Origin of the sequence: Rahnella sp. AA, assembly GCF_002834385.1 — a bacterium.
GTDB lineage: Bacteria > Pseudomonadota > Gammaproteobacteria > Enterobacterales > Enterobacteriaceae > Rahnella.
This window is the reverse complement of record NZ_PITQ01000001.1, coordinates 223368-249536: the sequence shown is the minus strand read 5'-3', so window position 1 is coordinate 249536 and position 26169 is coordinate 223368. Positions and strand designations below refer to the sequence as shown.

General features: G+C 49.4%; 17 protein-coding genes and 1 tRNA gene. 11 read left to right on the top strand and 7 right to left on the bottom strand.

The features are described 5' to 3' along the window. The first annotated feature begins 475 nt into the window (after positions 1-475). Genes CWS43_RS01145 through CWS43_RS01135 form a run of 3 tightly spaced genes read left to right on the top strand, consistent with a single transcriptional unit; the run spans position 476 to position 7414 of the window. Positions 476-3067, top strand: a complete 2592-nt coding sequence (locus CWS43_RS01145) for a type I restriction-modification system subunit M (protein WP_101075037.1) — start codon at positions 476-478, stop codon at positions 3065-3067. A 1-nt stretch (position 3068) separates the two neighbouring features. After that, positions 3069-4178, top strand: a complete 1110-nt coding sequence (locus CWS43_RS01140) for a restriction endonuclease subunit S (RefSeq protein ID WP_101075036.1) — start codon at positions 3069-3071, stop codon at positions 4176-4178. Between the two features lie 14 nt (positions 4179-4192). Beyond that, positions 4193-7414 (top strand): HsdR family type I site-specific deoxyribonuclease, encoded by a 3222-nt coding sequence (locus CWS43_RS01135; protein WP_101075035.1) that lies wholly within the window; start codon positions 4193-4195, stop codon positions 7412-7414. 249 nt (positions 7415-7663) lie between these two features. On the opposite strand, the gene CWS43_RS01130 is transcribed toward CWS43_RS01135, so the two are convergent. Continuing rightward, entirely contained in the window at positions 7664-8593 is a 930-nt protein-coding gene (locus CWS43_RS01130; RefSeq protein WP_101075034.1) for a COG2958 family protein, read from the bottom strand. A gap of 350 nt (positions 8594-8943) precedes the next feature. Next, positions 8944-9028, bottom strand: a tRNA-Leu gene (locus CWS43_RS01125). A gap of 218 nt (positions 9029-9246) precedes the next feature. On the opposite strand from CWS43_RS01125, the gene ampH reads away from it, so the two are divergent. Then, entirely contained in the window at positions 9247-10386 is a 1140-nt protein-coding gene (gene ampH, locus CWS43_RS01120; RefSeq protein WP_101075033.1) for a D-alanyl-D-alanine-carboxypeptidase/endopeptidase AmpH, read from the top strand. Between the two features lie 71 nt (positions 10387-10457). Here ampH and lptG read toward each other — a convergent pair whose 3' ends face one another. Then, the gene (gene lptG, locus CWS43_RS01115) at positions 10458-11528 is read right to left on the bottom strand and encodes an LPS export ABC transporter permease LptG (protein ID WP_101075032.1); all 1071 of its coding nucleotides are present in this window, start codon (positions 11526-11528) and stop codon (positions 10458-10460) included. Beyond that, positions 11528-12622 (bottom strand): LPS export ABC transporter permease LptF, encoded by a 1095-nt coding sequence (lptF, locus tag CWS43_RS01110; protein WP_101075031.1) that lies wholly within the window; start codon positions 12620-12622, stop codon positions 11528-11530. Before lptF ends, lptG begins: the two co-directional genes overlap by 1 nt. Before the next feature lie 278 nt (positions 12623-12900). Between lptF and pepA the strand changes: the two genes are divergently transcribed. From pepA to CWS43_RS01070, 7 genes are all read left to right on the top strand, one after another. Beyond that, entirely contained in the window at positions 12901-14412 is a 1512-nt protein-coding gene (gene pepA / locus CWS43_RS01100) for a leucyl aminopeptidase (protein ID WP_101075029.1), read from the top strand. A gap of 119 nt (positions 14413-14531) precedes the next feature. Continuing rightward, on the top strand, positions 14532-15017 hold the full coding sequence (locus CWS43_RS01095; RefSeq protein ID WP_101075028.1) for a DNA polymerase III subunit chi: 486 nt from the start codon (positions 14532-14534) through the stop codon (positions 15015-15017). Then, on the top strand, positions 15010-17865 hold the full coding sequence (locus tag CWS43_RS01090) for a valine--tRNA ligase (RefSeq protein ID WP_101075027.1): 2856 nt from the start codon (positions 15010-15012) through the stop codon (positions 17863-17865). The genes CWS43_RS01095 and CWS43_RS01090 overlap by 8 nt, the downstream gene beginning before the upstream one ends. Before the next feature lie 165 nt (positions 17866-18030). Next, positions 18031-18534 (top strand): GNAT family N-acetyltransferase, encoded by a 504-nt coding sequence (locus tag CWS43_RS01085; RefSeq protein WP_101075026.1) that lies wholly within the window; start codon positions 18031-18033, stop codon positions 18532-18534. Between the two features lie 36 nt (positions 18535-18570). Beyond that, positions 18571-19311, top strand: coding sequence for a MurR/RpiR family transcriptional regulator (locus CWS43_RS01080; RefSeq protein WP_101075025.1), 741 nt, complete (start codon positions 18571-18573; stop codon positions 19309-19311). Positions 19312-19458: 147 nt separating this feature from the next. Then, complete coding sequence (locus CWS43_RS01075; protein ID WP_101075024.1) at positions 19459-20991, top strand: PTS transporter subunit EIIC; 1533 nt, start codon at positions 19459-19461, stop codon at positions 20989-20991. A 57-nt stretch (positions 20992-21048) separates the two neighbouring features. After that, positions 21049-22482 carry a 6-phospho-beta-glucosidase gene (locus tag CWS43_RS01070; protein ID WP_101075023.1) on the top strand — a complete coding sequence of 478 codons (1434 nt, stop codon included), beginning with the start codon at positions 21049-21051 and terminating at the stop codon, positions 22480-22482. Positions 22483-22539: 57 nt separating this feature from the next. Here the strand turns inward: CWS43_RS01070 and CWS43_RS01065 are convergent, their stop codons facing one another. The 3 genes from CWS43_RS01065 to rraB form a co-directional block, all read right to left on the bottom strand. Continuing rightward, complete coding sequence (locus tag CWS43_RS01065; protein WP_101075022.1) at positions 22540-24099, bottom strand: glycoside hydrolase 43 family protein; 1560 nt, start codon at positions 24097-24099, stop codon at positions 22540-22542. 15 nt (positions 24100-24114) lie between these two features. Further along, positions 24115-25545 carry a glycoside-pentoside-hexuronide (GPH):cation symporter gene (locus CWS43_RS01060; RefSeq protein ID WP_101075021.1) on the bottom strand — a complete coding sequence of 477 codons (1431 nt, stop codon included), beginning with the start codon at positions 25543-25545 and terminating at the stop codon, positions 24115-24117. Between the two features lie 198 nt (positions 25546-25743). After that, complete coding sequence (rraB, locus tag CWS43_RS01055) at positions 25744-26169, bottom strand: ribonuclease E inhibitor RraB (protein WP_101075020.1); 426 nt, start codon at positions 26167-26169, stop codon at positions 25744-25746.

Sequence of the window (26169 nt, the reverse complement as noted above, 5' to 3'; positions counted from 1 at the left end):
GGTTATAGAGGCGATTCACTTTATCGCGAATAGCATGCTGCGGTTCTTGACCTGCTCACCAGAAAGCCGGAGGCTGGGCAATATCGTTCTCGCCCTACGACAGGTTGACGTCTAGGATATTTGAAACGGCTTTTGGAAACCTCGGCAGGCCACCAGAGCTGATGTTCAGCATTGATCAGGCTATGCCACTACACAAGCAGGCAGTTTCATTAGTTGCTGTGGTGTTACCGGATAAAACACAGTACGACCCAACGCAGAAACTGGTGGGATAGTCCGATAGAGCGTTTCTTCAGAAGATTGAAAAGTGAATGGATACGTGAGGTTCTTTTGAAAAATGCTACAACACGGCTTAGCAGAAGTGTAATTTCTCAGGATATGGTCAAGACTCCCCACTAGCAAGAAGCCCCTATCGAACGTACAATCAAAATCCTAAAATAGCCCTTTTCGAAAAAGAATTGCTTTAACAGGACTCATAGTGAATAAACAGCAGCTTGCAGCAAAAATCTGGGAATCCGCCAACCAGATGCGTTCTAAAATTGAAGCCAACGAATACAAAGATTACATACTCGGCTTTATCTTCTACAAGTATCTAAGCGACCAGCTGGTGCAGTTTGTCACCAGACAAGGTATGACCTCCGAAGACATCAAAGCCCTCAATGAAGATGACGCCGAAAACGTTAAATACGTGCAAGGCAACCTGGGTTATTTTATTGCCTACAACAATCTGTTTTCTACATGGGTTGATCCAACATCCGAATTTGATGAATCTAACGTGCGAGATGCGCTCTCGGCCTTTAGCCGTTTGATTTCGCCAACCTACAAAAAACTGTTTGAAGGCATTTTTACCACATTAGAAACAGGTTTGAGCAAGCTGGGGGAAAGTGCGGGCAAACGCACCAAAGCCATCAGCGACTTGCTACACCTGATCAAAAGTATCCCCATGAATGGTAATCAGGGGTATGACGTACTGGGCTACATTTACGAATACCTGCTTGAGAAATTTGCAGCCAATGCGGGTAAAAAAGCCGGTGAGTTTTACACGCCTCATGAAGTCTCGGTACTCATGTCGAACATCATCGCCCACGAGTTAAAACACAAAGATACCATCAAAATTTACGACCCTACCTCCGGCTCTGGTTCGTTGCTGATCAATATCGGTGAAGCGTTCGAAAAATACGCTAAAAACAAAGACAGCATCACTTATTACGCACAAGAGTTAAAAGCCAACACCTACAACCTGACCCGTATGAACCTCATCATGCGCGGTATCAAAACCAGCAATATTAAAACCCGCAATGGCGACACCCTCGAAGAGGATTGGCCGTATTTTGATGACAGCGATCCTCAGGGCTCATACTACGCCTTACATGTCGATGCCGTAGTGTCCAACCCGCCTTACTCACAAAACTGGGACCCCAGCTTTAAGGGCAGCGATCCACGCTATTCGCGTTTTGGCCTGGCACCTAAAACCAAAGCCGATTTTGCTTTTTTACTGCACGACCTCTACCACCTAAAACCCGATGGCATTATGGCTATCGTACTGCCGCATGGTGTCCTGTTCCGTGGCGGTGAAGAAGGTAAAATTCGTGAGCAGCTCATTGAGCAGAATCACATTGATACTGTGATCGGTTTACCGGCCAATATCTTTTTTGGCACCGGCATTCCCACGGTGATTTTAGTGCTCAAACAAAAACGCCAAAACACCGATGTATTGGTGGTAGATGCCTCCAAGCACTTTATGAAAGAAGGCAAAAGCAACAAACTACAAGCCAGTGACATCAAGCGCATTACTGATGCGGTGATTAACCGCGAAAATATCGACACGTTCTCGCGGCTGGTGAGCAAACAAACCCTGGTCGACAACGGCTACAATCTCAATATACCGCGCTATGTGGATTCCTCTGCAGCGGCACAAATCTGGGATTTACACGCCACCATGCTCGGCGGTATTCCCAACAGCGAAATTGCCGAGTTAGACAATTTTTGGCAAGCTTTCCCGCCATTGCACGACACTCTGTTTACGCCAAAATCCGCCGCTTACAGTGAGCTGGCTATTGCCAAACAAGACGTTAACGCAAGCATCAGTGGGCACCCGCTAGTGTTAGCGTTTATCAGTGCCTACAACCAGGCCTTTAATGGCTTTGATGACCACCTGAACACCCAATTAATACAAAACTGGCAAAGCGTAAAGCGTAACCAACAAGAGTCGGCATTGAGTGCCGAGCTATTTACTCGCTTAGCCCCCATTGCCTTAATCGACAAATATCAAGCCTATCAATTTCTAAACAATCAATGGCAAATCATCAATGCCGATTTAGAAATGATGCAAACCGAAGGCTTTGCCGCCACCAGACAAGTTGACCCTAATATCGTCATCAAGAAGAAAGACGGCAAAGACACCGAAGTGCAAGATGGTTGGAAAGGCCACATATTGCCCTTCGATTTAGTGCAACAAACTTACCTAAGTGATGACTTACAAGCCCTGGCAGCTAAAGAAAACCGCCTGGCAGAAATCGCCAGCACGCTGGAAGAAATTTTAGAATCCCTGACTGAAGAAGAAAAAGAACAAGATACGGTCAAAGAAAGCCAAGACGGCTTTGCCAATGCCGAAGTTGGTAAGGCGGCCAAAGTCTTCCTGAAAGAACAAAAAGACAGCAAAGTTAAATTTGCTGAAGAAAGCTATGAAGCCAAAATCATTCGTGCGAACAAATTAATCGATGAAGAAAAAGCCCTGAAAAAAACGGTCAAAGATGCCGCCACTGCCCTGCACTTAAAAACCAAAATGACAATCCAAGCATTAAACGATGAGCAAGTGAACAACCTGCTGCACTTTAAATGGATTGCGCCATTAAGCACCGAACTCTCCGCCATGCCAAACGCCGTGATTAGCCAACTTACCAGCCAGGTACAAGCCCTTGCTGATAAATACGCCGTCACCTATTCGCAAGTGGCCAATGAGATCAAAACCACCGAGCAAGAACTGGCGCAGATGATGAGCGAGCTCACAGGTAATGATTTTGATTTACAGGGCTTGTCTGAACTCACCAACTTATTGAAGGGTGAATAAGATGAGTGTGGATAACAAGGTGCCAGAGATTCGTATCAAAAATTTTAGTGGGAAGTGGTATGAGGTCGCTTTATCCAGTGTTATTGATGTTCGAAGCGGAAAAGACTACAAGCATTTAGGTAAAGGCAACATACCCGTTTATGGAACAGGCGGCTATATGCTTAGTGTAGATAGTGCGTTGTCAAATGATGAAGATGCTATCGGAATTGGTAGAAAAGGAACTATTGATAAACCTTGTATTTTACGAGCCCCCTTTTGGACAGTAGATACTCTTTTTTATGCAGTGCCTTTACCTGGTTTCAATCTGGATTTTTTATTTTGTCTTTTTCAAAAAATTGAATGGAAAAAACATAATGAATCTACAGGGGTACCAAGTCTATCGAAGATCGCAATTAATAATGTGCCAGTTTATGCAACCAATGAATTAGAACAAACTGCCATCGGCAACTACTTCCAAAAGATAGACGCGCTAATCAACCAACACCAACAAAAGCATGACAAGCTCAACAGCATTAAAAAAGCCATGCTGGAAAAGATGTTCCCCAAACAAGGTGAAACCATACCAGAAATCCGCTTTAAAGGGTTTAGTGGAGAGTGGGAGGCGGTTCAGGTTGGTGATATTGCAAAAACGACAATAGGTGAATTCGTTAAACAAACGAGACAAAATCCTAATAGTCCTTATCCAGTCTTCAACGGTGGGAAGTCTTTTACGGGGCATTACGACGATTACAATAATGAAGGTGACAAAATATTAGTTAGTGCTAGAGGTGCAAACGCAGGTTTTGTGAACTATCAAAAAACTAGATTTTGGGCTGGAAATAGCTGTTACTCTATTGAGATTAATGAAAAGTCAGAGTATCACACTATTTTTGTGTATTTTTCAATTAAGCGTATACAGCATTTGTTTACTGATTTTCAGCAGGCAGCAAATATTCCATCAATATCTAAAGGCGATGTTGAGAAATTTAAAATCATGATTCCCAGTTTTAAAGAACAAACCGCCATCGGAAACTACTTCGAAAAACTCGACAACCTGATCAATCAACACCAACAACAAATTACCAAACTCAATAACATCAAGCAGGCCTGCTTAAGTAAAATGTTTGTCTAACAGGGAGTGCTATCATGACCACCTTTACAACTGAAGCGCAGTTTGAGCAGGCCTTTATTGAGGTACTCACCAACAAAGGTTGGGAGCCGGAAATACTCAAAAATAAAACCGAAGCCGATTTACTGCAAAACTGGGCAAACATTTTGTTTGAAAACAATCGCCAGCGGGACCGTTTAAACGATGTCCCGCTTACCGCGACTGAAATGCAGCAAATTATTGAGCAAATCAAAGAACTTAAAACCCCGCTCAAGCTCAACGGTTTAATTAACGGTAAAACTGTAGCGATTAAGCGCGACAACCCAGCCGATACCTTGCATATGGGCAAAGAAGTCAGCCTAAAAATATACGACCGCCAGGAAATCGCCGCAGGCCAAAGCCGTTACCAAATTGTGCAGCAACCCAAATTTGAACGCGGCAGCCCTTTGCGTAACGACAGACGCGGGGATGTGCTGCTACTGATTAACGGGATGCCGGTAATCCATGCAGAGCTAAAGCGCAGCGGCATTCCGGTTAGCCAGGCAGTAAACCAAATTGAAAAGTACAGCAAAGAGGGTGTATTTAGCGGCCTGTTTTCTCTCATTCAGGTGTTTGTGGCCATGGAGCCCAACGAGGCCAAATACTTTGCCAACCCCGGGTTAGACGGCAAGTTTAACCCCGACTATCAATTTAACTGGGCCGATTTTAATAACGAGCCCATGAACCACTGGAAAGACATTGCCTCTACCTTGCTTTCTATCCCTATGGCGCACCAGTTGATTGGCTTTTATACCGTCGCCGACGATACCGACGGCGTACTTAAGGTCATGCGCAGTTATCAGTATTACGCCGCCAATGCGATATCTGACAAAGTGGCCAAAACCAACTGGCAACAACTGGGTAGCATGGCCAATAATCCCGACCGCCTTGGAGGTTACGTATGGCATACCACGGGTTCGGGTAAAACCATGACCAGCTTTAAATCGGCGCAATTGATTGCACAATCCAAAGATGCCGATAAAGTGATTTTTCTAATGGACAGAATTGAGCTGGGCACCCAGTCGCTCGCGGAATATCGCAATTTTGCTGGTGATGGTGAAGACGTTCAAGCCACCGAAAATACGCACGTACTCATTACCAAATTAAAAAGCACCGCCCCCGCCGAGACGTTAATTGTTAGCTCTATTCAAAAAATGAGTAATATTTTTGAAACAGCGGACGATCAAGGCACGGCCACAAACTCTGCGGATATTGAAAAAATTCGCGCTAAGCGTTTGGTGTTTATTGTCGATGAGGCACACCGCTCTACCTTTGGCGATATGCTGATTATCATTAAACATACCTTTCCGCGCGCCTTATTTTTTGGTTTTACCGGTACGCCCATTCAAGAAGAAAACGAAAAAAACGGCAATACCACCAGTACCGTATTTGGCAACGAGCTGCACCGCTATAGCATTGCCGATGGCATACGCGATGGCAACGTACTCGGTTTTGACCCTTACAAAGTGCCTACTTTTAGAGACAGTGACCTAAGACAAGCGGTGGCGTTAGAACAAGCCAAAGCCAACACGGTGATGGAGGCCATGGATAACCCGGCCAAAAAGAAAAAGTTTAACCACTTTATGAAAGATGTACCTATGGCTGGTCATAAAGACGGCACAGGCAAGTACCACAAAGGCATTGAAGACCATGTGCCGAAAAGCCAATATTTAAGCGAAACTCACCAAGCCAAGGTGGTGGAAGATATTCTGCATAAATGGGATGTACTCAGCCAGGGCAATAAATTCCACGCTATTTTTGCCACTAACAGCATTGCCGAAGCCATTGACTATTACCGTCATTTAAAAGCTGCGAAACCTGAACTTAAAGTATCAGCCCTGTTTGACCCGAACATTGATAACGATGGCAGCGGTGACCGTGGCCCCACCTTTAAAGGTGATGGTCTGGACGAGATTATGGACGACTACAATAAGCGTTACGGCCAGGATTTTGATTTTGCCCGCCATGCGGCCTTCAAAAAAGATTTGGCGGCACGCCTTGCCCATAAAAAGCCCTACGAGCGCATTCATACCGAGCCTTCAAAGCAATTAGATTTACTGATCGTGGTGGATCAAATGCTTACGGGCTTTGACTCTAAATGGCTTAATACCTTGTATTTAGACAAGGTGATTAGATACCAAAACATTATTCAGGCGTTCTCACGCACCAATCGCTTATTTGGCCCGGACAAACCTCACGGTATCATTCGTTATTACCGCTACCCACACACCATGGAGCAGCATATCAATGACGCGGTAAAACTCTATTCCGGCGACAGACCTATCGGCTTATTTGTTGATAGGTTAGAAAGCAATCTAAAAGCCATGAATGAATTAGTCGTAGAAATTACCGAGCTGTTTGTCAGTACGGGTGTTGAGAACTTTGAAAAGCTGCCAGACGATATAGAAGCCTGTGCTCAATTCGCCAAATTATTTAACACCTTTAGCCAGCATCTGGAAGCGGCTAAAGTACAAGGTTTGCATTGGGAAGAGTTGGTATATTCCTTTACTGAGAATGATGTAGAACATGAGGTAACGCTGGCTATAGATGAACAAACTTACCTGAGCCTGGTCCTGCGCTATAAAGAGTTGGTCGGTAAAAGTGATGGCGGTGGCGAAGGTGGCGACGATGTGCCTTTTGATATCAGTGGTTATTTAACTGAAATAGATACCGGCAAAATCGATGCCGACTATATGAACAGCCGCTTTGATAAATTTTTAAAAGAGCTGAACCAACACCAGGACGCTGCGAGCATTGAAATCACATTAAATGAGCTACACAAGTCGTTTGCATCGCTCACCCAAAACGAGCAAAAGTACGCCAAACTCTTCTTGCACGACTTGCAGCGCGGCGATGCGCAGTTAATTGAAGGCCATACTTTCAGAGACTACATCAACACCTACAAAGATAACGCTGAAAATGCACAATTAAACGCAGTTGTTAATGCTCTTGGTTTAGATAAAGGACTGCTCGTGGCATTAATGTCTGATAGTGTTAAGGATAAGAATCTCAATGACTTTGGTCGCTTCGACGCGTTAAAAGATTCGGTAGATAAAGTGAAAGCCAAGATCTATTTCGAAAAACAAGACGGCGTAACCATCCCTCTGTTTAAACTGAATGTTCGTATTGAACAGTTTTTAAAACAGTTTATTTTTGCACAAACAGATGATTTCTTAAGCGACAGTGATGTTGTCGGCTTACCAGGTGAAATATTGGAATAACTCTCAGCGTGGGGGGTTATCAAAATGGCAATCTGGTGTTCACTCTTTGCAACTACCGATCTATTAGTTAATGGTGGCCGTTAAAGCGGCCGCCAGGCTCAATAATAAAACGACTCATCACCAGTTCTGGATCGGCATACTCCATTTTTTCGATGCCGACTGGATCGCAATTTAAATCACTTTATGCACCGCGTCATTTGTCGGCAACACCTTATGCTTCTTTATTTACCTTGGATAAACTGAATCAACTTATCGATTCCACAACGCCTTATGTATTTTACCTGTCTGGTGATAATCAGACACCAGATCGATAAACTCTTTAAAATCCGTATTCTCGACCACCAGGCGGTTGACGGATTGCCAGTCAATACTGGTTCGCTCGCGCGCTGGGATCAGAGTCTGGCTATTACTCGGATCATGCGGGTTAAGCAGGATCACGCCGATACCGTGCAATGCACACAGCATCTGCAGCTCTCTTTCTACACCACGCTGTTTGTCTTCGTTAATCTCGGTGGCAACCAGATAACCAAAGTGAGCCCAACTGGAATTACTCACTGCCTGGAAGAAACATTCCCGAACATTGCTACGGTTTAGCTGGCGTTTTACTTCAAACGACCACAGACGGGTTAAACGCCCTTCGCTATACCGTACACAGTTTTGCACAACGCTATCCCAGCCTTTATCGAGAGGTTGCAATGCAACAATATCAGGATAAAGCCAGTGGTTTGCACCAAGGCCTTTGTTGTTGCTTGAGCGCTTTTCATCGATACGGCGGCAAAGCAGTTCCTCTTCCTCTGAAAGGTACTCAATCAAAAGCGGGTAAAGGGCATGCTCAGTGAAATGCGCTGTTTCTGGCGAAGGCACAGAGGGAACATTAGCCAGCGGTTTTTCCAGAACGCTATCTGAAAGTTCACCTCCCCAATAGAATAATCGTGGTCGGGGTTTGTCCCGTGTCATTACTTGTAGGCTTTTGGATTTAGCCCGAGGCAAATCAGCGCCAATCTCAGCGGCCATTTGGCATAGGAAATCCTCATCACAGGCAAAACGTGTATTTTTTCGTTTTTCAGCCAGCTCATCAGCATATGTTTCGATGATTTTTTGTGCCAGTTGGCGAGCTGAGAACTGCTTACCAGGATTAGCCTGCAATACGTTGATAATCATTTGGGGACGACTTGTCATGGCTCCTGCCCTTAAACTTAACCTCATTACTCGGTTAATAACTTAGTTACATGCTCTTTTAAGACCTCATAGTGTAAAACCCTTGATTACCGGAACCAAGCTCACAATTACGATTTTGGCATCTAACACGGATCCACATTGGATTAATGAGTTAGACATTTCAAAAAAACACCATTTCTCCGAGGGTTAGCTTGGCTATTCCGATGTTGAAAAGCATTATTGAATCGAAAACACCAGCATCAGTTAGTTGCAGCAGATGATTTTGAGGGAGTTAATAAAAGAAACGTATGTAAATACCGAATTTAAGGCATAAAAAAAGCCACCCGTGGGTGACTTGATTTTCATACTATTGGTGCCGAAGGCCGGAATCGAACCGGCACATCTTTCGATGGTTGATTTTGAATCAACTGCGTCTACCGATTTCGCCACTTCGGCACTGAAAGTAGTATGCGGAAAACGTGGGCATTATACCCAGCCCAGCCGGTCACGCAATAGTTATCCGGCGTTGTCCGGTTTAAGTGTTGAAAAAACAGACATCAGCCGCAGGGCGGCGGGATTTTGCTGACAAAAATCTTCGGTTTGTGCTCGTTTTTCCAATGCCGATTTTTAAACTTCGCATTAGTATACAAATCACGAATAGATCTTGCCCTGTTATGGATACCGGTTTGTTGAAAAAACTCTCACTTTCGCTCCTCGCGCTGGCTTTCGCCGGTGCGCCTTTATGGAGCCACGCGCAGCCCACTGCGCGTCTGGCGTCGCAGGTCGTGGATGACCATGCAGAACACATCTTTTACGGCAGCGGTGCAATGGGAATGGCGCTGGTGGTCGTTGATAATAATCAGCAGGTTTTCCGCAGCTTTGGGGAGACCAAACCAGGGTCTGATGTGCGCCCGCGTGAAGACTCCGTAGTCCGCATAGCCTCGCTGACCAAACTCATCACCAGCGAAGTGCTGGTCAAAATGGCGCAGCAGGGCAAAGTCAGCATTAACGATCCGTTGCGTAAATATGCGCCAGCCGGTGCGCGGGTTCCTTCTTACAGCGGCACGAATCCGATCACCCTGCTAAATCTGGCAACGCACACCAGCGGCCTGCCGCGTGAACAACCCGGCGGTGCAGCACATCGCGCGGTCTTCACCTGGCCGACCAAAAGTGACCGCTGGAGCTGGCTGAGCATCGCCAAACTGACTGTGCCGCCGGGAGCCAGGGCGTCTTACTCCAATCTGGCGTTTGACCTGCTTTCCGATGCACTATCAAAAGCCGCTAATCAGCCATATACACAGTTGCTACGCGATCAGATAACCCAGCCGCTGGGAATGGTCGATACCACACTGACCCCCAACGCCAGCCAGTGCTCGCGCCTGATGGAAGGGTTGCGGCCAAGCCCGTGCCTTAACACCACTGCGGCAGCCGGCAGCGGCGGGATTTATTCCACGCCTGCCGATATGGGCCGCTGGATGCGCCAGTTCCTTGGGCAACGCACCAGCACTGCCGATATGGCGCAGAAAATGTATTACAAGCGCACGGATTTAGTCTCGCTGAAAGGGATGGACGTTCCGGGCATGGCGGATTCGCTGGGAATGGGCTGGGTGACAATGGCTCCGACACCGTTACTGCCACGCATCATCCAGAAAACCGGCGGCGGCGGTGGTTTTATTACGTATGTCGCAATGGTGCCACAGCGTGGTGTGGGTGTGTTTATTGTTGTCACCCGATCTGAGCTGACCAAGTTCAAAAACATGAGTGACGGCGTGAATGACCTTGTCGCCGATCTGGTGCGCAATAACGAAATCTGATGGCGAAAGGCCAGATTGCCGACGTAAAAAAAGCAGGCATTGCCTGCTTTTTATTTATCTGTTTCAGTGAGTTAACGCTTTCTCAGCAGTAAGAACATACTGATGACGAAGAACAGCCCGCTTGGCAACAACGCGCCCAGGATCGGCGGAATGTTATATACCAGGCTTAACGGGCCGAATATCTGATCGAGCACGTAGAACAGGAAGCCGAAGCAAATACCCGTCACCACGCGCCCCCCCATTGGGACGCTTCGCAAAGGCCCGAAAATGAATGACAGCGCCATCAGCATCATTACCGCAACTGATAATGGAGAGAAGATTTTACTCCACATGTTCAGCTGGTACCGTTTTGCTTCCTGGCCGCTCTGCTTCAGATACTTCACGTAATTATGCAGACCGCTTATCGATAACGCGTCCGGGTCGAGGGCCACAACGCCCAGTTTGTCCGGCGTCAGATTGGTTTTCCACACACCCGTCAGGGTCTGCGAACCCGTGATCTGCAGATTGTCCGTCAGGTCAGATTCATCCACCTGAGAGAGCTTCCACTCACCGCCATCAAAGGTGGCAGAGGAAGCGTAACGGACGGACTGCAGCTTATTATCCTGATTGAAATGGTAGATGTTGACGCCCGTCAGCTCTTTCTCGCCCGCCACGCGTTCAATGTAGATGAAGTCGTGGCCGTCTTTCGCCCACAAACCGTTTTGTGTGGAAAGCAGCGAACCGCCGTACATCTGCTGCGCACGATAGTTACGGGCCATCTGTTCGCCCTGCGGGGCAACCCATTCACCAATCGCCATCGTCAGAAGCACCAGCGGGATTGCCGTCTTCATCACTGAAGCGGCGATCTGCATACGGGTAAAGCCGGAAGCCTGCATGACCACCAGCTCACTGCGGGTTGCCAGCGTACCCAAACCAAGCAATGCACCCAAAAGTGCCGCCATCGGAAAGAAGATCTCAATATCCTTCGGCACGCTCAGCAAAGTGTATAACCCTGCACCTGCGGCAGAATACCCGCCCTGCCCGACTTTACGCAACTGGTCGACAAATTTGATGATGCCGGAGAGTGATACCAGCATGAACAACGTCATCATGATGGTATTGAAGATAGTGCGACCAATGTAACGGTCTAATACGCCAAACATCAGGCAACTCCTCTCAGACGCGCGCGAACCTTACGGACCGGCAAGGTATCCCATGCATTAAGCACCAATGCCAGTGCGAAATAGAGCAGGTTCGTCCCCCACATCCAGACCATCGGATCCAACTTGCCTTTCGCACCGTTGGAACGCAGGGAGGTTTGTAGCAGGAAGAAAATCAGATACAGCAAAATCGCTGGCAACATGCTGAGCACACGACCCTGTCGCGGGTTCACCACACTGAGCGGAACCACCAGCAGTGCCATAATAAAGACGGAGACGATCAACGTTAAACGCCAGTTCAGCTCTGCCCGCGCCTCAGGTTCGTTAGAATGCCAGAGTTGCGTCATGGTCATCTGATCAGACTGATTGGGATCAAGCTGTACCGTCTGATGCCCGATCACTGCCAGATAATCGGTGAAGTCCGTCACGCGAAAATCACGCAATAACGCAGTGCCTTCATAACGGGTGCCTCTATCGAGGATCACCTGCTGGGAACCATCAGCACGCTGCAACATGTGGCCTTTATCAGCGACAACAACAGAAGGACGCTGGTTGCCATTCGGGCGCAACTGCGCCAGAAATACGTTATGGAATTCTTTGCCTTTCACGCTGCCAACAAAAAGAACCGCGTTGCCATTTTGGGCCTGCTGGAACTGGCCTTCAACCATCGCCGCCATACTCGGGTTAGCCTTCGCTTCCGCCAGCACTTCGTCCTGATGCTTAGATGACCACGGGCTGAGCCAGATGGCATTCGCCCCGGCAAAGATTGACGTAAACAGCGCGAGAACCAGTGCGGCGATAACCAGAGAGCGTTTTCCCAGGCCGCAGGCGTGCATGACCGTAATTTCGCTGTCAGTGTAGAGTTTACCCAGCGTCATCAGCAAACCGAGGAACAGGCTGAGCGGCAGAATAAGCTGCGCCATTTCCGGAACGCCAAGCCCCAGAAGAGAGAGAACTAAATTTGTTGGGATATCGCCATCGACCGCCGCTCCAAGCACTCTGACCAGCTTCTGACAGAAGAAGATGAGAAGCAAAATGAACAGAATGGCAAATTGGCTCTTGAAGGTTTCCCTAACCAGATATCTAATGATGATCACGCTTAATACGCCTGTGAAAACTTGTCTTTTTGAAGGAAAATCGCTAGTTTCATCGCTAATCCGTCATTTATTCTCATCATATGGCAGCCTTCGCAGCTAAAATAGTATTACAACACCGAGAATTGGGGTGTCCTATAGGAACTTGCTTATAGCCGCCAAAATAAAAACTAACGCCGTTTAAGGTTAACACAGGTCGTTAACACAATGACGGGAGAGTGTCTCCGGCGACTCATTCTAGCCGTACCTCCCGCCCTTGTCTTTAAGATTCAGGAGAGTGCATGGAGTTCAGCGTAAAAAGCGGTAGCCCGGAAAAACAACGCAGTGCCTGTATTGTAGTCGGCGTTTTCGAACCTCGCCGCCTGTCACCGATTGCCGAGCAGCTCGATAAAATCAGTGATGGCTACATCAGCGCCCTGCTTCGCCGTGGCGAACTTGAAGGCAAAGTGGGCCAGACCCTGTTGCTGCATCATGTACCGAATATCCTTTCAGAACGCATTTTGCTGATTGGTTGCGGCAAAGAACGCGAGCTGGATGAGCGCCAGTACAAACAGGTGATCCAGAAAACGATTAACACCCTGAACGACACCGGTTCTATGGAAGCCGTTTGCTTCCTCACCGAGCTGCACGTTAAAGGGCGCAATACATACTGGAAAGTGCGTCAGGCGGTCGAGACCTCCAAAGAATCGCTTTACACCTTCGATCAGTTGAAAAGCAATAAAACCGAACCCCGCCGTCCGCTGCGTAAAATGGTCTTCAACGTGCCGACCCGCCGTGAACTGACCAGCGGCGAGCGCGCAATTTCCCATGGTCTGGCGGTTTCTGCCGGTATCAAAGCCGCAAAAGATCTCGGCAATATGCCACCGAACATCTGTAACGCCGCATATCTGGCGTCGCAGGCACGCCAGCTTGCCGATGCATTCAGCACCAATATCACCACACGCGTTATTGGTGAGCAGCAGATGAAAGAGCTGGGGATGAATGCGTATCTGGCCGTCGGTCAGGGTTCGAAGAACGAATCATTGATGTCAGTTATGGAATATAAGGGTAATCCTAATCCGGACGCTAAGCCTATCGTGCTCGTCGGCAAAGGTCTGACCTTCGATTCCGGCGGTATTTCCATTAAGCCAGCCGCTGATATGGACGAAATGAAGTACGACATGTGCGGTGCCGCAGCGGTTTACGGCGCGATGCGTGTGGTGGCTGAACTGAATCTGCCGCTCAACGTGATTGGCGTGCTCGCGGGCTGTGAAAACATGCCAGGCGGACAGGCGTTCCGTCCGGGCGATATTCTGACGACCATGTCCGGCCAGACCGTTGAAGTGCTCAACACCGATGCCGAAGGCCGTCTGGTGCTGTGCGATGCGCTGACTTACGTCGAACGTTTTGATCCTGAGCTGGTGATTGACGTCGCCACGCTGACCGGCGCCTGCGTGATTGCCCTTGGCCATCACATCACCGGTCTGCTGTCGAACCACAATCCGCTGGCACACGAACTGATCGGCGCGTCCGAACAGGCCGGTGACCGCGCGTGGCGTCTGCCGCTGGCGGATGAATATCAGGAACAGCTGGATTCCAATTTTGCTGATATGGCGAACATCGGTGGCCGTCCGGGTGGTGCAATCACCGCAGGTTGTTTCCTGTCGCGCTTCACCCGCAAATACAGCTGGGCACATCTGGACATCGCCGGTACCGCATGGCGTTCAGGTAAAAACAAAGGCGCAACCGGTCGTCCGGTCGCACTTCTGGCGCAGTTCCTGCTGAACCGCGCTGGCCTTGATGGCGATGAATGATTCATTCGCTAAATAAGGTATAATTCCCCAATCAGGGTCTGGAAACATCCTCAGGCCCTTCACAGGCGGGCGCACCCAGTTGCGCCCCTGTTTTTTCTCAGCAGCACAGTGAACTCATCATGAAACAGGCAACCTTCTTTCTTCTCGATGCGCCGGATGCAAGTGGCGAGCTCAGCTCACACGAAGCGTTGGCCTGTCAGGTCGCCGCTGAACGTTACCGGATGGGCAAACGTGTTCTGCTGGCCTGTGAAGATCAAAAACAGGCCGAGCGTCTGGATGAAGCGCTGTGGAAGCGCGATCCAAACCACTTCGTGCCGCACAATCTGGCAGGCGAAGGCCCGAGATTTGGTGCGCCGGTGGAGCTTTGCTGGCCGGGTAAGCGCGGCAATGCGCCACGCGACCTGCTGATAAGCCTCCTGCCTGAATTTGCAGATTTTGCTACTGCTTTCCATGAAGTGGTAGACTTCGTTCCTTACGAAGATTCCCTTAAACAGCTTGCGCGCGAACGCTACAAAGCCTATCGCAGCGTGGGTTTCTCTTTGACGACGGCCACGCCGCCCTCAGTCACCACATCGACCGACGAAAATACGAAGCGAAATGGATAAGACATATAACCCGCAAGACATCGAGCAGCCGCTTTACGAGCACTGGGAACAACAGGGCTATTTCAAGCCACATGGTGATACCAGTAAAGAAAGCTTTGCCATCATGATCCCGCCGCCGAACGTTACCGGCAGCTTGCACATGGGTCATGCTTTCCAGCAAACCATCATGGACGCCATGATCCGCTATCAGCGCATGCAGGGTAAAAATACTCTGTGGCAGGCGGGGACTGACCATGCGGGCATCGCAACGCAGATGGTGGTTGAGCGTAAAATCGCAGCCGAAGAAGGCAAAACCCGTCACGACTACGGCCGTGAAGCGTTTATCGACAAAATCTGGGACTGGAAAGCAGAATCCGGCGGCACGATCACCCGTCAGATGCGCCGTCTGGGCGATTCCGTAGACTGGGAGCGTGAGCGCTTTACCATGGACGAAGGCCTGTCCAACGCCGTGCGCGAAGTCTTCGTACGTCTGTACAAAGAAGATCTTATTTACCGTGGCAAACGCCTGGTGAACTGGGATCCGAAACTGCGCACCGCGATTTCCGACCTCGAAGTTGAAAACCGCGAATCCAAAGGTTCCATGTGGCACCTGCGCTATCCGCTGGCTGACGGCGCGAAAACCGCTGAAGGCAAAGATTATCTGGTTGTTGCAACCACCCGTCCGGAAACCGTCCTCGGCGATACCGGCGTGGCCGTTAACCCGGAAGACCCGCGTTACAGAGATCTGATCGGCAAAGACATCATTCTGCCGCTGGTTGGCCGCCGTATCCCTATCGTGGCCGATGAACACGCCGATATGCAAAAAGGCACCGGTTGCGTGAAGATCACGCCTGCGCATGACTTTAACGACTACGAAGTCGGTAAACGTCACGGCCTGCCGATGATCAACATCCTGACTTTCGATGGCGATATCCGCCAGAGCGCTGAAGTGTTCGACACCAACGGCGAAGAAAGCGATGAATGCTGCAACGATATCCCTGAGCAATTTCGTGGCCTCGAGCGCTTTGCCGCACGTAAAGCCGTGGTTGCTGCGTTTGACGAAGCCGGCCTGCTGGAAGAAATCAAACCTCACGACCTGACCGTTCCTTACGGCGACCGTGGCGGCGTGGTTATTGAGCCCATGCTGACCGACCAATGGTACGTCCGTACCGCACCGCTGGCGAAAGTCGCGGTGGAAGCTGTTGAACAGGGTGATATCCAGTTCGTACCGAAACAGTACGAAAACATGTATTTCAGCTGGATGCGTGACATTCAGGACTGGTGTATTTCCCGTCAGCTGTGGTGGGGACACCGCATTCCGGCGTGGTATGACGCCGAAGGCAACGTATTTGTTGGCCGCGACGAAGCGGAAGTACGCAGTGAAAATAATCTGGGTGCAGACGTGGTTCTGACTCAGGATGAAGACGTGCTCGATACCTGGTTCTCTTCCGGCCTGTGGACATTCTCCACGCTGGGCTGGCCTGAGCAGACGCCTGATCTCAAAGCCTTCCACCCGTCAAGCGTGGTTGTCAGCGGCTTCGACATCATCTTCTTCTGGATCGCGCGCATGATCATGATGACCATGCACTTTGTGAAAGATGAGGACGGCAAGCCACAGGTTCCGTTCCACACCGTTTACATGACCGGTCTTATCCGCGACGACGAAGGGCAGAAAATGTCCAAGTCCAAAGGTAACGTTATCGATCCGCTGGATATGATCGACGGTATCTCCCTGGAAGACCTGCTGGAAAAACGTACCGGCAACATGATGCAGCCACAGCTGGCAGAGAAAATCCGCAAGCGTACCGAGAAGCAATTCCCGAACGGCATCGAACCACACGGCACTGACGCCCTGCGCTTCACGCTGGCGGCGCTGGCTTCGACCGGCCGTGACATCAACTGGGACATGAAACGCCTGGAAGGTTACCGCAACTTCTGTAACAAGCTGTGGAACGCCAGCCGCTTCGTGCTGATGAACACAGAAGACCAGGATTGTGGCCTGAACGGCGGCGAACTTGAGCTGTCTCTGGCTGACCGCTGGATCCTCGCGGAATATAACCGCACGGTGAAAGCGTACCGCGAAGCGATGGACAGCTACCGCTTCGATCTGGCCGCCGGTATTCTTTATGAGTTTACCTGGAACCAGTTCTGCGACTGGTATCTGGAGCTGACTAAACCTGTGATGAACGGCGGCAGCGAAGCACAACTGCGCGGCACCCGTCATACGCTGGTTGAAGTGCTGGAAGGTCTGCTGCGTCTTGCGCATCCGATTATTCCGTTCATCACCGAAACCATCTGGCAGCGCGTGAAATCCCTGAAAGGCATCACAGCTGAAACCATCATGCTGCAGCCGTTCCCGGAATTTGACGCAGCGAAAGCAGACGAACTGGCGTTGGCCGATCTCGAGTGGATCAAGCAGGCGATCATCGCTATCCGTAACGTGCGTGCCGAGATGAACCTGTCTCCGGCCAAGCCGCTGGAACTGCTGCTCCGCGGCGCAAGTGCCGATGCACAGCGTCGTGTGGAACAGAACCAGAGCTTCATTCAGTCTCTGGCGCGTCTGGAATCCATCACCATTCTGCCTGCTGGCCACAAAGGCCCTGTGTCTGTCACCAAACTGGTTGAAGGTGCTGAATTGCTGATCCCGATGGCCGGTCTGATTGACAAAGATGCAGAGCTTGCGCGTCTGGACAAAGAGATGGCGAAGCTGGATGGCGAGATTGCGTCTATCGAAGGCAAACTGTCTAACGAAGGTTTTGTGGCGCGTGCACCGGAAGCCGTTGTCGCAAAAGAGCGCGAACGTCTGGCAGCCTGCGGTGAAGCCAAAATCAAGATTGCAGAACAGAAAGCGACAATCGCTGCGCTGTAATTTTGACGGGCAGATGAAATAACAAAGGCCGCACAAGCGGCCTTTTTGCTGTTTATCCGGATAAGAAACACCGGATAACCGGCATCAACGTTGCACCTACCCATTCTTAGATGGTATTAAAACGTTCTGTTTATTTATCTTATTATTCGATACTGAGTGAGCAATATGACGACCCCCCTTCCTGTCAGCGTATTGGTTCGGCCAATTCGCCCCGAAGATAATGCCGCGATCGCAAACGTGATCCGTCGTGTTTCCGCCGAGTTTGGCCTGACCGCCGATAAAGGTTATACCGTGGCCGATCCGAATCTGGATCATCTGTACGAGACTTACAGCCAACCGCACTGCGCGTATTGGGTAGTCGAACTGAATGGTGTCGTTGCCGGAGGCGGTGGCGTAGCGCCACTCTCAGGGGCCGAAGACGATGTATGCGAATTGCAGAAAATGTATTTTATGCCTTCACTGCGCGGACAGGGGCTGGCGAAAAAGCTGGCATTACAGGCGATTGAACACGCGCGTACACAGGGTTTTGGGCGCTGCTATCTGGAAACAACCGCCAGCCTGACGCAGGCGATTGCGCTGTATGAGCGTCTGGGTTTTCAGCATATTGAGGGACCAATGGGGAACACCGGCCATGTCGATTGCGAAGTGACGATGTTAAAATACCTCTGATATCCTTTTCGCAATCCATTAAAAAACAGGCATCTCATGTTCACACACAAAGCCATTTCAGCGTTAAACGAACTGGAACTGACGGTCTATAACTACATCGTCAAGAATGGCGACAAAGTGATGTACATGACCATCCGTGAGCTGGCGGATGCCGCCGGGGTCTCCACCACCACGGTTCTGCGTTTTTGCAAGAAAATGGATTGCGACGGATATTCTGAGTTTCGTATCCGTTTTAAATTGTTTTTGGAACATGAAGAAAAGCCGCCGGTCTCCTTTGGTATCAGTGAAATCATCAGCTATTTCAAAAGTATTAATAACAGCGAATTTGATGAATTACTGGATCAGGCAGCCAGGCAAATTGCAAATGCGCAGCGAATTATATTCGTCGGCGTGGGTACATCGGGTTCATTAGGAAAATACAGCGCACGTTTTTTCTCTAACGTCGGGAAATTCAGTACCTTTATTGACGATCCTTATTTCCCGATTAACAGCGATATGTATAAAGATGCCATCGCTATTATTCTTTCTGTCTCAGGAGAGACGGAGGAAGTATTACGGTTCGCCACACAGTTCAGCCAGCACAACTGCCAGATCATCAGCCTGACAAACAGCGAGAACTCAACGCTGGCGCGTATGGCAGACCTCAACATCTCCTACCACATGCCGCAAATTGTATTAGAAGGTCAGTACAATATTACAACGCAGATCCCCGTACTTTATATTATCGAAACGATTGGAAAGAAATTACCTTTAATAAAACGTGACTCAGCGCAATGAAAAAACAGGGTGTTTTAAAGATGTGACATATTACCTTTCCTGTTTTTTGTTATATCGTGACAATACCCTTTCTTTTGCTACACTCCTGCCAACGAGTAAAAAAACAAAAAAGCTCACCTCTGTATACCCGCAGGAGAATAATAAATAATGGCTATTGATTACGCTCAGACAGCTCAGGATATTGTTAAATATATTGGCGGCGAAAATAATGTGATTAGCATCACACATTGCGCTACCCGTTTACGCTTTGTTCTGAAAGATAATAGTTCTGTTGATAAAGAAGAATTAAAACGCGTTAAAGGCGTTATTACCGTAATCGAAGCCGGTGGTCAGATGCAGGTGGTAATTGGTAACCACGTCAGCGACGCTTATAAACAGGTTCTGAAACTGATTCACATTGATGAAAACGCTCCGGTCTCTGCGCCAAACGTTGGTATCGTCAGCCGCGTGATGGATGTCATTTCCAGTATCTTCACCCCATTCCTTTATCAGCTCGCCGCCTGCGGTATTTTACAGGGGATTATTTCTTTCCTCGCGGCCGTCGGGATTATGGATGCAAGCAGCGGCACCTACCGTATTCTCAATTTCGTTTCCTGGACGGCATTTACCTTCCTGCCGGTCATGATCGCGTTTACGGCGGCAAAAAAATTCAACGTTCATCCATTTACCGCTGTCATTACGGCCTGTGCGCTGATCAGCCCTGATTATATGAACATGCTGACCGCGTTCAAAATCACCTCGATCAACTCCGCTGACCCGGCCATGCAGCAACTGATGCGCGAAGCCGTGAACAATCCGGAAATCGCCAGCATCCTGACGAATATTGTCGGCATTCCGCTGGCTTCGCCAACGCTCGATTTCCTCGGGATACCGGTGAAATATCTAAGCTATACCGCGTCCGTTATTCCGATCATCCTGATGGTCTGGGCGATGTCTTACGTCGAACGCTTCTTCAACAAAGTGTTGCCGGTCGTCATCCGCAATCTGTTCACCCCGATGTTTTGTATCGCCATTATGGTACCGATGACGCTTCTGGTGTTCGGCCCGATCGGCAACCTGATCGGCGGCGCGATTGGCGGCGTTTACAACTATCTCTATCACCTCAGCCCGACCATTGCCGGTTTCGTTGTCGGTGCTTTCTGGCAACCGCTGGTCACACTCGGCGTTCACTGGGGCATTACGCCGGTTACCGTCGGTAACTACGCAACGCTGGGCTACGACACCTTCACCGGTCTGCAAGCCTCAGCCGTATTCGCGATGACCGGCAGCATGTTTGGCGTTTACCTGAAAACCCGTAACCGTGAAATGAAAGGGATCTCCCTTTCCGCTGGCGTCACCGGCCTGTTCGGGATTACTGAACCGGCAATTTACGGTGTGGCCCTGCGCCTGAAAAAACCTTTCCTGTGCAGTTGCGTAGCAGGCGGTATCGGCGGTGCGATTGCCGGTTCTTTCAATGCCGTTTCATGGAGCTATTGCCTGCCGGGGATTGCGGTATTGCCGGTGTTCTTCAAAGAAGGCCACATGCCGCAGTTCCTCGGTTTCCTGCTGTCGATTACCGTCGCCTTTGTTCTCGGCGCCTTGTTTACCTGGCTGGTCGGTTTCAAAGATGAGCCCGATGTGGCGGCCACGAAAAAGATCCAAGCTGAAAGTCAGCGCGCCGCACAGGCAGAAATGAATTAAACCGGATATTACATTTACCACGCGGGCTGCTACAGCCCGCCTCAAGGGAGAACGAAAATGAGTCAACAGTTACCGAAAGATTTCTTATGGGGCGGCGCAGTTGCGGCACATCAGGTTGAAGGCGGCTGGAATAAAGGCGGCAAAGGCGTGAGCATCTGCGACGTACTTTCCGGCGGCGCACACGGCGTTGATCGTGTAATGACCGACGGCGTGCTGGAAGGTTACAGCTACCCTAACCACGAAGCTGTCGATTTTTATTCACACTACAAAGAAGACATCGCGTTATTTGCCGAAATGGGTTTCAAGTGTTTCCGCACCTCGATTGCCTGGACACGCATTTTCCCGAACGGCGACGAATTACAGCCAAATGAAGCCGGTCTGCAATTTTACGACGATATGTTTGATGAACTGCTCAAACATAATATCGAACCGGTGATCACCCTTTCCCACTTCGAAATGCCGTGGCATCTGGTGAAAGAATACGGTGGCTGGAAAAACCGTCAGGTCGTCGATTTCTTTGTACGCTTCAGCCAGGTCGTGATGGAACGCTACAAAGGCAAAGTGAAATACTGGATGACCTTCAACGAGATCAACAACCAGCGTAACTGGAAGTATCCGCTGTTCGGTTATTGCTGCTCCGGCGTGGTGTTCACCGAACAGGAAAATCCGGAAGAAACCATGTACCAGGTGCTGCATCATCAGTTTGTGGCGAGCGCCAAAGTGGTCAAACTCGGCCATCAGATCAACCCGGATTTCCAGATTGGCTGCATGATCGCCATGGTGCCGCTGTATCCGTTCTCCTGCCATCCTGACGACGTGATGTATTCGGTTGAAGCCATGCACGAACGCTTCCTGTTCAGCGATGTCCATATGCGCGGTTATTATCCGGCGTACGCGCTGAAAGAGTGGGAACGTCGTGGTTTCAATATCAAAATGGAAGACGGCGATTTGCAGGCGCTGCGCGACGGTTGCGCGGATTACATCGGCCTGAGCTACTACATGAGTAACGCGATTTCGGCGCATAACCCGAGCGATGACAACGGTTTGTCCGGCTTCGCGGGCAGCGTACCGAATCCGCACGTAAAAGCTTCCGACTGGGGCTGGCAGATTGACCCGGTTGGCCTGCGCTACACCCTGAATATTCTTTATGAGCGTTATCAGAAACCATTGTTTATCGTCGAAAACGGTTTTGGCGCTATCGATAAAGCGGGCGAAGACGGCGTCATTCACGATGATTACCGTATCGCTTATCTGAAAGCGCATATCGAGCAGATGAAGAAAGCCGTGCTGGAAGATGGCGTTGAACTGATGGGGTATACGCCGTGGGGCTGCATCGATTGTGTATCCTTCACGACCGGCCAGTACAGCAAGCGCTACGGCTTTATCCACGTAGATAAAAATGACGACGGCACCGGCACGATGGCGCGCTCTAAAAAAGAGAGCTTCGGCTGGTATCAGAAAGTGATTGGCAGTAACGGGGAAGTGCTTTAACCCTTAATATCACTGAAAAAGAGCCAGCCGGTGAGACCGGCTGGCTTTATTTTTCAGCTAATGACCCGAGATTGAAAAATAGTCAAACCGGCTGCAACCGCAGTTTAAATTTTCGCTCGCTGATGCAGAATAAATACCGATTTTTGCCCCTACCCATTTACCCGCTGAAGCCGAAAATGACGGAATAATCGCTCGCCATTCAGCCTCTCCGGCTTGCTTGTAGAAGAAATGACATACACCCCGGGCGGATACTTTTACTTTGATGAAGACCGGCTGATCGCTATTCAACATGCCCACAACGGTTCTTTTCTGATTCAAAATACCCGCATCGCTCATCCAGCCGAAATCAAATACCAGCGCCTGCTGGTTCTCCTCCTGGCAAACTGAAATCGCGGCGTATCTTTCGCCATAAACAATCAGACCGCTTTGTTCCCCGACATGCAGAAAATCGGGCGAGAGTAATGTCTCGGCCACAAATTCCGGCGCGGGAAATTTTTGCAACAACAGCTGCGGAGTATCGTAGATAAAACGTGCGCCAAAAGGCTGGCACGTCAGCGTCAAACCGGTTCGGGAAGGAATAACCCAACGGCTGTGCGGATTTGCTTGCCACTGCCACTGTAAACCATAGTTTCCTTCCGCAAAGTTGTCCGTAGTTTGTGGCCCGTAAGGCCTGCCGGTGTGGAGAATGACAGGCTTACTGTGAGTTGATACAGGCTCTCCAAGCCCTTGTGCGTTAATATTCTCGCCGATTCCAGGCCAGTCATCGTCGCGCCAGTGCATAGGTTGCAGATGCACAACACGTCCCGCGTGTGCAGCATCCTGAAAATGCATAAACCAGCATTTACCGTTTTTCAGCTCAACCCAGCCACCCTGATGTGGGCCGTTCACTCCTGAACGGCCCTGATGCAATACGTCCAGGGTTTCAAATGGCCCGGTGATCTGACGCGAACGTAATACCGTTTGCCAACCACTTTCAACACCGCCTGCAGGGGCGAAAATGTAATACCAGCCATTGCGCTGATACACCTTCGGCCCCTCAATCGTAGGGTGCGAAACCGTACCGTCAAAAATGATATGCCCGGCGTCGAGTAATGATCGGGCATCGGGCGACATCTCGCAGAGTTGTAACTGATGCTTAATTCCCGAACGGCTGTAAGCAAATGCGTGTACCAGCCATGCCCGCCCGTTGTTATCCCAAAACGGGCAAGGATCGATCCAGCCTTTAACAGCTTTAATGCAATGCGGCTCGCTCCAGGTTAGTGCCGGATTTTCAGCATAGGACATAAAAATACCTTCATCCGGCATACTGTAAAATACCCAAAATAATCCGTCATGGTAACGAATACTCGGAGCCCAAATTCCTTTTCCTGGCTGCACGCTGTCATACGCAGGAAAATTAATTCTTGGCACAACGTGGTTGATAATCGTCCAGCTCACCATATCCCTGGAGTGCAAAACAGGCAGGCCGGGAATATGATTGAAACTTGAAGCCACCATGTAGATATCGTCACCTATGCAAACAATATCCGGATCTGAATAATCGGCATGCAAAACAGGATTCTGATAACACCCGTCCCCCAAATCGGCCTGCCAGACTGAATTTAATACGCCATTCATTGGTACCTTCCCGTGTTATTTCGCTACCAGAACAACCGGGATCTGCTCCGGTTCGTAATCCTGTTGACCAGCAATGTCCCCGTTGCGTTTTGCCAAATCGGCTTGAATATTTTTCATTGTGGCATCATCAAGTTTGTAGAAACGGGAAAGGAAATAAAGGATCAGATAAGACACTGAAGGCCCGACAGTCAGAAGGCCAATAATACCCGTCGTGGCGAGAGCCGTTTGCGTTTCAGCGCCAGCATGGTAACCAAACCAGCCCAGTGAAAATCCGACGAAAGCCCCGGCAAAAGCCATACCCAGTTTTAAAGCGAATAAGTTGCCGGAGAAAGAAAGCCCGGTAATGCGACGCCCGGTTTTCCACTCGCCGTAATCGGCCGCATTGGCCATCATGTTCCACTTAAACGGCTGATACATCTGATGTAAGAACCCGATAATGAAATACAGCGGGAAGATAACCGGCAGGAATTTCGGCGATACAAAGAACATCACGACGCCGGCCAAAACCAGCAACAGATTGATATTTTTAAACATCGTTAATGTACTGAAGCGTTTGGCAAAATACCCTGCCGCCATCGCGCCAAAAATTGTCCCCACGACACTGGTGGTGATAAAGGTACTTTTCATCGTCGTACCGCTGAGCAGACTATGCCCTTTATCCAACATCAGATAAGTGGCGTAATACAAAGTGGCTGAACTACGCATTACGCCAGCCATGCTGGAAAAGAAAGTGATGATAGCTACAATCCGCCACTGGTCGTTCGACAACAGGTTTTTTAAGTCGCTGCGTACAGACACCTGACGAGTGTCTTCGGCCGAGATTCTCTCTTTGGTGAAGCAGAAACAAAATACCAACATACAAACCGCAATCGCCCCCATCACGGCCATGGTTGCCTGATATCCGGCCTGAAGATTTTCTTTACCAAAATAATCGACCAACCACAGCGTTCCGACAGAAACCAGCAACCCCGCCAGTGATGAAATAGTGAAACGGTAAGATTGTGCGGAAAGGCGATCTTTATCATCCGTTGTAATTACACCGCCCAGCGCACAGTAGGGGATATTGATAAAGGTGTAACACAGCATCAGCAGTGAATAAGTGATATAGGCATAGAGAAGTTTGCCTGAATGGCCAAAATCAGGCGTGGTGAAGGTCATCACAGCCAGAACCGCATAAGGAATGGCAAACCAGATAAGCCAGGGACGAAAATGCCCCCAGCGCGTTTTTACCCGATCAGCGACAATCCCGGTGAGAGGATCGCTGACGGCATCAAGGATGCGGGTGACCAAAAACATCACCCCAACGGCAGCAGCAGAAAGGCCATAAATGTCCGTATAAAAATAAGTCAGGAACATCGTGACGGAGGAATAGACGATCCCGCAGGCAGCATCTCCCATACCAAAACCCAGCTTTTCTATAACAGACAATTTTTTTACAGCGGCCATAATCTGACTCCATACCATCAGGTAGAATATCTTTTTGAATTGGTATGTTAGCTTTTGGTAGCTGTGTTTAATTTAACCATATTTTATTTATGGTTTACGAAATTTTCCAAACGAGAGGCTTCTCACAAAGGCGTAAGGTTCTGGATAAATAAAAAAGGCTGCTTAAATAAGCAGCCTTTTGGTCTGTATCTGAAAGAATTAATGACGTTTCCCGTCATCATCTTCATCGACGAAATCTTCGTCTTCGCCTTCCTCACCTTCTTCGTCGTCATCGCCTTCGAAGTAAGTGCCCCAGCCGTCGTAGTTGACGCCGTTGGCTTCGGCCAGATTCATCAGTTGCTCAACCTGGGCATCGATAAGTTCCGCTTTCAGCGCAATTTCGCTGATCACGTCACAGCACATCACAACAGAACCATCTTCAACTTCCAGTTCTTCAGCGTCAGTGACTTCATAACCCAGCTTGAAAGCTTCGACTGCCGCTTTCTCCAGAACTTCAAACTTCTCTGAAGATAAATGGTGTTCGATGGTGTAAAGCGCGTCAGGATCACTGCCATCATCCAGCAGCTCTTCGATGATTAAGCGAGTCTCTTCACGTTGTTCTTCCAGCAATTCACGGTTTGCCAT